This is a genomic window from Rhizobacter sp. P2_H3 (assembly GCF_056403355.1).
The window spans coordinates 23,380-31,002 of the sequence record NZ_JBFUFQ010000056.1 but is presented as its reverse complement, the minus strand read 5'-3'; the positions used below and the strand labels follow the sequence as shown (position 1 = coordinate 31,002).

The following is a 7,623-nucleotide window of genomic DNA, read 5'->3' as shown; positions in this document are numbered from 1 at the left end:
GATCGGGCGGCGGCGCGGACGCAGGCACATCGGGAGCGGAGGCCGCGGGCTCCGGTTCGGCGGCGGCGACAACCTCCGGAGCCGGCTCCGGCTCGACCGGCGCTGCCGACGCAGCGGCCTCGACGGACGGGGCCGCGACCGCGGCGGCCGCCGCAACGCGTTTCGGCGGCGTCGGCCGCGCAGCCGGTGCAAGCGCCACCGGCAGCGCCGGCTGCAGCTCGCGCACATAGGCCACCTGCAGGCGCGCCGGCATCGGCGCCACCGAGAACCCGTCCATGCGCTCGGCCAGGCTGCGCGTCACGCAGCCGTGCGCCACCAGCACGCCGAGCACCAGCGCCAGCAGCGCGACGCGCCGCCACGGCCTCGCGCGCAGGGCGGCGGTCAGCCGCGCATCCATGCCTGCCGCAGGGACTGCGCGGCGACGGCGGCCTTGTTGTTCTCGGCGGCGGCGCCCGCCGGCGACAACGCCACTGCACCGCTGTCGGGCAGCGCGGCCGCCACCAGCGGCAGGTGCAGCAGGCGCTGGTCGCGCGACACCAGCAGCGTGGCCCGGCCGTCGTCCGGCAGCAGGCGCAGCAGGTCGTCGAGCCGGCGCAGCCGCCAGTCGTCGACCCCGAGCAGTTCGTCGCCGGCCGACAGCCCGGCCGCTTCGGCAGCCCCGCCGCGCAGCACGTGGCTCACCTTGATGCCGGTCAGCGCACTCTCCGCCACCCGCAGGCCCAGCCGCTGGGCCATCGTCGGCGCCTGCTGCGACCAGTTCACGCCAGCGCGCTGCAGCAACTCCTTCAGCGGCAGATCGCCGGTGCCATGCACCCAGGCCTGCAGCTCGGCCGCCATCGAACGGCCGCCCACCTCGTGCAGCACCGCGGCGATGTCGTCCTGCGAGATCGGCCCGCCGTCGCTGCGCGCCCACAGGCCGCGCATCACGTCGTCCAGCGAGCCCCGGCCGCGCGTGCGCAGCGTCAGGTCGAGCGCAAGCGCCACCAGCGAGCCCTTGGTGTAGTAGCTGATCGTCGCGTTCGGCGTGTTCTCGTCGCCGCGGTAGTACTTGACCCAGGCATCGAAGCTCGATTGCGCGACGCTCTGCACCTGCCGGCCCGGCGCGGCCAGCACGCCAGTCACCGTCTTGGCGAGCAGCTTCAGGTAGCGCGATTCGTCGACCAGGCCGGCGCGCAGCAGCAGCAGGTCGTCGTAGTACGAGGTGAAGCCTTCGAAGAACCACAGCAGTTCGGTGTAGTTCTCCTGCGTGTAGTCGTAGCGCGCGAACTCGGCCGGGCGCAGGCGCTTGACGTTCCAGGTGTGGAAATACTCGTGGCTGATCAGCCCGAGCAGCGTCACGTAGCCCTCGCTCAGGTCGGTCTTCAGCTCGGCCTTCGGGTCGGCCGGCGGCTGGGCGCCCGGCCGCGCACGCTGCGGCAGGTCGCGCCGGCCGGCGATCAGCGCGGTGCTGGCCCGGTGCTCCAGCCCGCCGTAGCCGTCATCCACCGCGTTCAGCATGAACACATAGCGCTTGAAATGCGGCTTCTTGCGGCCGTGCCAGAACGCGATCTCGGCCTCGCAGATGCGGCGTGCATCGGCCAGCAGGCGCTCACCGTCGAAATCGGGCAGCGCACCGGCCACGATGAACTCGTGCGGCACGCCGGCCGCCTTGAACTCGCCGCGCCAGAAGTCGCCCAGCTCGACCGGGTGATCGACCAGCTCGTCGTAGTCGGCCGCCTGGTACAGGCCCTGGCCGCGCGCATCGGTCTTGACCGCCGGCAGCGACGTGCCCACGCGCCAGCCCTTCGGCAGGCCGCGCATCTCGACCGCCTGCGGCTCGGCCTCGCGCCCTTCGACCCGCAGGAACACGCTGGTGCCGTTGTAGAAGCCGCGTTGCGCATCGAGGAAGGCGGTGCGCACCGAGGTGTCGAACGCGTAGACGAGGTAGCTGACGGTCAGCGCGCCGCGGCCGTCGCAGGCGGCCAGCCAGGTGGCCTTGTCGAGCTGCTGCAGCGCGATCTCGCGCGAACCCTGGCGGGCCTGCAGCTGCGACAGGTGGCGCGCGAACTCGCGCACCAGGTAGCTGCCGGGAATCCACGCCGGCAGGCTCAGGCGCTGCTGCGGTGCCGGCTGCGGCACGGTGAGCGTCACGCGGAACTGGTGCGCGTGCACATCGGCGATCTCGATGCGGTGGGAAATCATGGGATCAGGAGGGCCGCTCGGGGGGGCGGCCGTGCGCTCATGCAGGGGTTTTCTGCGGGCGCCATTGTCACCTCAGTCACCGCAGGGCCGCCGCCCTGCGCGCCCGCGTCACTTCCGCATCACTTCCGCGTCACTTGGCGGCGGTGGCGGCAGCGCTGCTCACCAGCAGCTGTTTCTCGATCTGCTCGAGCGGCATCGCACCGGGGAAGCGCGTGCCGTCGGCGAACACCAGCGCCGGCGTGCCGTTGATGCGGTATTTCTTGCCCATCGCGACATTGCGATCGATCGGCGTCTCACAGGCGCCCATCGAACGCGGCGGCTGCTCGCTGCGCAGCATCCAGCCGAGCCAGACCTTGCTCGGTTCCTTCGCGCACCAGATGTCGCGCGACTTCTGCGGCGAGTCGCCGCCGAGGATCGGGTACAGGAAGGTGTAGACGGTCACGTCCTTGATCTTCTGCAGGTCGGCCTCGAAACGGCGGCAGTAGCCGCAGTTCGGGTCGGCGAAGACGGCGATGCGGCGTGCGCCGGTGCCGCTCTTCCAGACGATCGCGTCCTTCAGCGGCAGCTTGGCGAAATCGATCGCGGTCAGCTTGTTGATGCGCGCCTCGGTGAGGTTGGTGCGCGCCTTGGTGTCGATCAGCGACCCTTCGACCAGGTAGTTGCCCTGCTCGTCGGTGTAGAGGATCTCGGTGCCCATGCGCACTTCGTACAGGCCCGGGATCGGCGTCTTGGTGATCTCGTCGATCGGCGGCATGGCCAGGCGCTCGGCCAGGTTCTTGCGGATCTGCGCCTCGTCGGCATGGGCCAGCGGTGCCAGCAGCAGCGCGGCGATGAGCGGGGCCGCGAGGCGGGATCGGATCAACGGGAAGTTCAGCATGGCAATGCCTTCAGGTGTCGAGCGCCCGGGCGGTCAGCCAGCGCTTCAGCGGGGAGAGGTGGTTGACCAGAGTCATGCCGCGGTTGCGAAGTTCCCGCACCGCGGGTTGGTCCGTGGAAAACAACCGCCACAGGCCACCGGTCAATTCTCCCATCGCACGGGTGGGGGCGAGGCGTGAGCGTTCGTAACGGCGCAGCAGCTTGGCGTCCGACAGCTCGCGCCACGGCTCCCGCTCGGCCAACACCTGCGACAGCGCGGCCACGTCGGCCAGCCCGAGGTTCAATCCCTGGCCGGCCAAAGGGTGAACGACATGGGCCGCATCGCCCAGCAGCACCCAGCCGGGGCCGCACCAGGCGCTGGCGCGCGCCTGGATCAACGGCCAGCCGGCGCGCGCCGAGGCCAGGCTCAACCGGCCGCAGGCGCCGCCGGTGGCATCGTTCAGTGCCTGCTCGAAGGCAGCGGCATCGAGCGCCAGCAGCTCCTGCGCGCGCGCCTGCGGCAGCGACCAGACCAGCGCATGCGAGCAGCCCGCCTGCGGCAGATCGAACGGCAGCAGCGCCAGGATGTCCGGCGCGCGGAACCATTGCCGCGCCACGTGGCGGTGCGGCCGGTCGGCGACCAGGCGCGCCGCGATCGCGACCTGGCCGTAGTCGTGGCGCTCGAAGCGCACGCCCAGCGCGGCCCGCGAGGCCGAGGCCTTGCCCTCGCACAAGGCCGTCAGCGGCGCCTGCACCTGCGCATCGGGCGCCAGCAGCTCGACGTGGGGCGAATAGCGCACCGCGGTGGCGAGCGCCTGCTCCAGCGCCGCCACGTCGGTGATGAAGGCCAGCTCGGCCACCTGCTGCTGCCAGGCCGAGAACTCGAGCGCCGCGCCGGCGGCATCGCCCTCGACGCGCATCTCGTGCACCGCGGTCGCGGCCCCCGGCTGCAGCGCCTCCCAGACCTTCAGCGAGGCCAGCAGCGCGACCGAGCCGGGGTTCAGCGCGTAGGCGCGCACGTCTTCGCCGGCAGGCGGCGCGGCATCGGGCACCAGCGCGACTTTCAGCCCCTGCCGGGCCAGCGACAAGGCGAGCGCCTGGCCGACGATGCCGGCCCCTCGGACACACAGATCGAAGCGTTTCATGAGGTTTCATTGTAGGGACCGGCACCACCCTGGCGCCCTTGAGGGCAGAATCGGTGCCCCCACGCTGTGCCCATGCGGTAGACCGATTCGATGAAACCCTGGATCCGCAAACTCCTGCTGGCGCTCGCCCTGCTGGTGCTGCTCTTCGGCGCCGTGCTCGTCTGGCTGGTGTCGACCTTCGACCCGAACGCCTACAAGGGCCTCGCGATCGACTGGATGAAAACCCACCGCGCCCGCACGCTGGCGATCGACGGGCCGATCAAGCTGTCGGTGTTCCCGCGCCTGGCGGTGCAGCTGTCGGCCGTCAAGCTCAGCGAGAAAGGCCGCGCCGACGAGTTCGCGGCGCTCGACGAGGCCTCGCTCTCGGTCGCGGTGCTGCCGCTGCTGCGCCGGCAGCTGGTGGTCGACCACGTCAGCGCGCGTGGCCTGCGCCTGGTGTACCGGCGCGATGCGCAGGGCAAGACCAACATCGACGACCTGATCGCCGGCGACGCTCCGCCGCCTGGCGCCCCCGCGACGCCCGCCAGCCAGGCGGCGGCCTCGGGCGCACCGCTGCGCTTCGACGTCAGCAGCGTGCAGCTCGACGACCTGCGGCTGAGCCTGCGCGACGAGCGCGACCAGCTCTCCGGCGAGGTCACGCTGAACTCGTTGCACACCGGCCGGCTGGCCGACCAGGTGGAGTCGCCGGTCAAGCTGCAGGCCGAGTTCGCGATGAAGGCGCCGGCCGTCAAGGGCCGGCTGAGCGGCGAGACCAGGCTGACGCTGCTGCTCGCGCAGCAGGGCGTGAAGCTGCGCGACATGCAGCTCGGCTGGCAGGGCGATGCGTTCGGCGTGCAGGCGATGGACGTGAAGATCCAGGGCGCGCTCGGCTACGACGGCCAGCGCGGCACGCTCGACGCGCAGGACCTCGACCTCGGCCTCGGCGCGACGCTCGGTTCGCTGAAGCTCGCCAACAGCCGGGTGCAGATCAAGCACTTCGCGTTCGACCCGGCGGCGCGCAACCTGTCGCTCAATGCGCTGCAGGTCAAGCTCGCCGGCACGCAGGGCGGCCAGCCGCTGTCGGCCACGCTCGACTGGCCCGAGCTGAACGTGAAGGGCGAGGCGCTGACCGGCAGCGCGCTGAGCGGCAAGCTGTCGCTCGAAGGCCCGACGGCGGTCGATGCGAGCTTCAAGTCGGCGGCGCCCGGCGGCAGCTTCGACATGGTCAAGGTGCCCGGCTTCGAGGCGACGCTGAAGGGCAGCATGAAGGGAACCAGCGGTCAGCGCGAGCTGGCCGGCACCGTGCGCGCCGACCTGCAGCTGCAGCCGGCCAAGAGCGCCTTCGCGCTCGACGCGCTGGCCGCCCAGCTGAAGATCCAGGAGCCGTCGCTGCAACCGCTGGTGCTGGACATGCGCGGCAAGGCCGATGCGTCGCCGCAGGCGGCGCACTGGACGCTGGCCGGGCAGATCAACGCCAACCCGTTCCGCAGCGAAGGTGCCGTCACGCTCGCCGGCACGCCGATCACCGTGAAGGCCTCGGCCAACTTCGAGGCACTGGACCTGAACCGGCTGCTGCCGCCGTCCAGCGCGGCACCGGCGCCGGCGCCCGCGGCCACCGAGAAGCCGGCCGCCGACACCCCCGTCGACCTGTCGCCGCTGCGCGCGCTGCAGGGCGAGTTCAGCCTGCGCATCGGCAGCTTCGCGTACCAGACCTACCGCGTCAGCGACGCGGCGCTCGATGCCTCGCTGCAGGGCGGCATGCTGCGCGTCAGCAAGCTGTACGGCAAGACCTGGGGCGGCGTGCTCGACGCGACCGCGTTCGCCGATGCGCGCGCGAGCCGCGTCGCGGTGAAGGCGACGGCCACCGGCGTCAACGTCAACACGCTGCTGAAGGATGTCGCGAAGAAGGACATCCTCGAAGGCACCGGCCGCGTGGTCGCCGACATCGAGACGGCCGGGCGCAGCGTCAACGAGATGAAGGCGCGGCTGAAGGGCACCGCCGCGCTGCAGCTGCGCGACGGCGCGATCAAGGGCGTCAACCTCGCGAAGAGCCTGCGCCAGGCCAAGGCGGCGCTGTCGATGAAGCAGGACAGCGCGCAGAAATCGAACGCGACCGAGAAGACCGATTTCTCGGAGATGTCGGCCAGCTTCGTGATCACCGACGGCATCGCACGCAACGCCGACCTCGATGCCAAGAGCCCGTTCCTGCGCCTCAACGGCTCCGGCGCGCTCGACATCGGCCGCAGCCGCATCGACTACACCGCACGCGCCACGGTCGCCAACACCACGAAGGGCCAGGACGGCGCCGACCTCGCCGCGCTGAAGGGCGTGACCGTGCCGGTGCTGCTGACCGGGCCGCTGGACGCGATCGACTGGAAGATCCAGTGGTCGCAGATCGCCGCCCAGATGATCAAGAGCGAGGTCACCGGCAAGGCCGAGGAGAAGCTCAAGGAGAGCCTGCGCGGCAAGCTCGGCCTGCCGTCGGCGGCGAGCGGCGCGGCCTCGGGTCCGCAGCCCTCGACCAAGGACCAACTGAAAGACAAGCTGAAGGGATTGTTCAAGTGAGCGAGCTGGCGGAGGGAGAGGTCGCGGTCACGTTGCGCAGCGTGCACGTGTACCCGGTGAAGAGTTGTGCCGGCGTGGCGCTCGACGAATCGCTGCTGATCGAGACCGGGCTCGAATTCGACCGCGCGTGGATGGTGGTCGATGCCGCCGGCCGCTTCGTCAGCCAGCGCGAGCTGCCGCGCATGGCGCTGATCCGCACGACGCTGAAGCACACCGAGCTGGTGCTGCGGGCGCCCGGCATGCTGGCGCTGCACCTGGCGCTCGATGCGGTGGAGGCGCCGCGCCAGGTCACCGTGTGGAACGACACCGTCGCCGCCTACGACATGGGCGAACTGGCGGCGCAGTGGTTCAGCGATTTCCTGGCGGCGCCGGGCCGCGGCGACGTGAAGTTCCCGCTGCGCCTGGCGCGCTTCGATCCGGAACAGAAGCGGCTGTCGAGCAAGCAGTGGAGCGGCGACATCGATGCCGAGAACGCGTTCAGCGACGGCTTTCCGCTGCTGGTGGTCTCGCAGGCCTCGCTCGACGAGCTGAACGAGCGCCTCGCGCGCAAGGGCGTCGCGGCGATGACGATGGCGCGCTTCCGGCCGAACCTGGTGCTCGACGGGCTGGACGCGCACGGCGAGGATTTCCTCGACGAGATCCGCTTCGACACGCCCGAGGGGCCGGTGCGGCTGCGCCTGGTCAAGCCCTGCCCGCGCTGCCCGATCCCGAACGTCGACCCCGAGACCGGCGAGCCGGGGCACGAGCCGGGCGACACGCTGTCGACCTACCGGGCCGACGAGCGGCTCGACGGCAAGATCACCTTCGGCATGAACGCGGTGATCGTCGAGGGCATCGAATGCGGGCTGCGCAGCGGGCTGGCCGGCAGCGCGAGCATCCGTTTCTGAGCGGCGCCTGA

At 71.2% G+C, this 7,623-nt stretch carries 5 protein-coding genes and 1 pseudogene; 2 read left to right on the top strand and 4 right to left on the bottom strand.

The genetic code is table 11. The features are described 5' to 3' along the window. The 4 genes and pseudogenes from AC1D1T_RS13260 to AC1D1T_RS13245 all read right to left on the bottom strand — a co-directional run. Positions 1-397: pseudogene (locus AC1D1T_RS13260) on the bottom strand (hypothetical protein); the annotation flags it as partial. After that, a complete protein-coding gene (locus tag AC1D1T_RS13255) occupies positions 382-2,181 on the bottom strand; it encodes a M61 family metallopeptidase (RefSeq protein ID WP_477991970.1) in 1,800 nt (599 codons plus the stop codon). The gene AC1D1T_RS13255 and the pseudogene AC1D1T_RS13260, both read right to left, overlap by 16 nt. Before the next feature lie 130 nt (positions 2,182-2,311). Beyond that, positions 2,312-3,058 carry a DsbC family protein gene (locus AC1D1T_RS13250; RefSeq protein WP_047499773.1) on the bottom strand — a complete coding sequence of 249 codons (747 nt, stop codon included), beginning with the start codon at positions 3,056-3,058 and terminating at the stop codon, positions 2,312-2,314. 10 nt (positions 3,059-3,068) lie between these two features. Then, positions 3,069-4,181: an FAD-dependent monooxygenase gene (locus tag AC1D1T_RS13245; RefSeq protein ID WP_477991969.1), complete on the bottom strand. Its 1,113-nt coding sequence runs from the start codon at positions 4,179-4,181 to the stop codon at positions 3,069-3,071. Positions 4,182-4,271: 90 nt separating this feature from the next. Between AC1D1T_RS13245 and AC1D1T_RS13240 the strand changes: the two genes are divergently transcribed. Further along, positions 4,272-6,725: an AsmA family protein gene (locus tag AC1D1T_RS13240; RefSeq protein ID WP_477991968.1), complete on the top strand. Its 2,454-nt coding sequence runs from the start codon at positions 4,272-4,274 to the stop codon at positions 6,723-6,725. Continuing rightward, a complete protein-coding gene (locus tag AC1D1T_RS13235; protein ID WP_477825481.1) occupies positions 6,722-7,612 on the top strand; it encodes an MOSC domain-containing protein in 891 nt (296 codons plus the stop codon). Before AC1D1T_RS13240 ends, AC1D1T_RS13235 begins: the two co-directional genes overlap by 4 nt. The last annotated feature ends 11 nt before the right edge of the window (positions 7,613-7,623 follow it).

Excerpts from the sequence above, each read along its gene's own strand:
- AC1D1T_RS13255 (WP_477991970.1), bottom strand. The coding sequence starts at position 2,181 with ATGATTTCCCACCGCATCGAGATCGCCGATGTGCACGCGCACCAGTTC.
- AC1D1T_RS13250 (WP_047499773.1), bottom strand. The coding sequence starts at position 3,058 with ATGCTGAACTTCCCGTTGATCCGATCCCGCCTCGCGGCCCCGCTCATC.
- AC1D1T_RS13245 (WP_477991969.1), bottom strand. The coding sequence starts at position 4,181 with ATGAAACGCTTCGATCTGTGTGTCCGAGGGGCCGGCATCGTCGGCCAG.
- AC1D1T_RS13240 (WP_477991968.1), top strand. The coding sequence starts at position 4,272 with ATGAAACCCTGGATCCGCAAACTCCTGCTGGCGCTCGCCCTGCTGGTG.